General features: G+C 68.7%; 2 protein-coding genes. Both read left to right on the top strand.

Features of this window, described 5'->3' with window-relative positions; translation table 11 throughout:
• Positions 1 to 751, top strand: a 751-nt coding sequence (locus ABZ818_RS42830) for a transposase (protein WP_361427774.1), incomplete at its 5' end; no start/stop codon positions are given.
• Between the two features lie 92 nt (positions 752 to 843).
• On the top strand, positions 844 to 1,041 hold the full coding sequence (locus tag ABZ818_RS42825; protein WP_361427771.1) for a hypothetical protein: 198 nt from the start codon (positions 844 to 846) through the stop codon (positions 1,039 to 1,041).
• Positions 1,042 to 1,304 lie beyond the last annotated feature (263 nt).

Raw genomic sequence — 1,304 nt, 5'->3', positions numbered from 1 at the left:
GGTGTGGTCCCGTCCCCTCCCGGCCGAACCCTCCTCGGTGCGCGTCTACCGCGACCACCTCGGCCACTGGTACGCCTCGTTCGTCGTCCCCGCCCCTATCGAGCCACTCCCGCCGACCGGTGCGGTGATCGGAATCGACTGGGGGGTGAGGGAGACAGCCACCACCACCTCCTACGCCCACGACCTCCCCCACGCTCAGCACGGTCAGAAGGCCCAGGCCGAGCTGGGCCGCTACGACCGGATGATGGCCCGCCGCAGGCCGAAGAAGGGGCAGCCCGCGTCGAGGGGCTATCGGGAGGCGAAGAAGTGGCGGGCCAAGACCTACGCGAAGATCGCCCGGCAGCGGCAGGACACCGCCCGTAAGTGGGCGAAGAAGGTCGTGCGCGACCATGACGTGATCGCGGTGGAGGACTTCCGGCCCAAGTTCCTCGCCCGGACGTCGATGGCCCGCAAGGCGGCCGATGCCGCGATCGGCGCCACCAAGCAGGCCCTGATCGAGATGGGCCGCAAGCACGCGCGGGATGTGCGTCTGGTGCATCCCGCGCACACCACCATGGACTGCGGATCGTGCGGAGCGAGAACCAAGCACGCACTGCCGCTGTCGGAACGCACCTACACCTGCACCGCGTGCGGAGTTGTCTGTCCCAGGGACAAGAACTCCGCCCGCGTGATGCTCGTCCGGGCAGGTCTGGACCCGGCTGGTGTCGAGGGCGCAAGACCTCCTGGAGCGCTGCTCCAGGAGGCGGTCTGAGCCAGGAATCCCCTCCCTTCAGGGAGGGGAGCAGTCAAGCAAGCGCCGTAGCCGCATGCGGAATTCCGGCATGGCCGGATATGTTCGTACATGTGGACGAGGTGCTTCAGCGTATCGACCCGGCGACCGACCGGACGGCCGCTGCGCGCCTGCTGGGGTGCACGCCTGAAGAGGTCGGTTACTGCCCGCGCTGCCAGGGGCTGACCCGGCGATACGGGAAACATGCGCAGATCATCTGCCCGGCCTGCCGAGCGGCCGAGCCCGCGCCGGCGGCCGGCGCCTCCCGCTGACCACAGCGATCGCACAACAGGGCCAGAAGGTCGTGAAGCGCACGCCCTCCCAGCCGCGTCCCGGCCGGCGTGAGTCCGGCGCTGAAGGGACCTGAGAGCACGAACCCATCCCTGTGCTGGAACCCTAAGCGCGGGCCGTGTGGATCGACGCGCCGCTCGACGGCGCGATCAACCCCGGTTATTCAGCGGAATTGGTCGGGCTGACGCCCTGACAGCAGAAAGGTGCCGCTGACCTGCGAGGATGCGAGTGTCTAGATCGTATC

Origin of the sequence: Streptomyces sp. NPDC047453 (assembly GCF_040643155.1) — a bacterium.
In the GTDB taxonomy this organism is placed as follows: Bacteria; Actinomycetota; Actinomycetes; order Streptomycetales; family Streptomycetaceae; genus Streptomyces.
The sequence above is the reverse complement of the archived record's forward strand: the minus strand, read 5'-3'. Positions and strand labels throughout refer to the sequence as shown.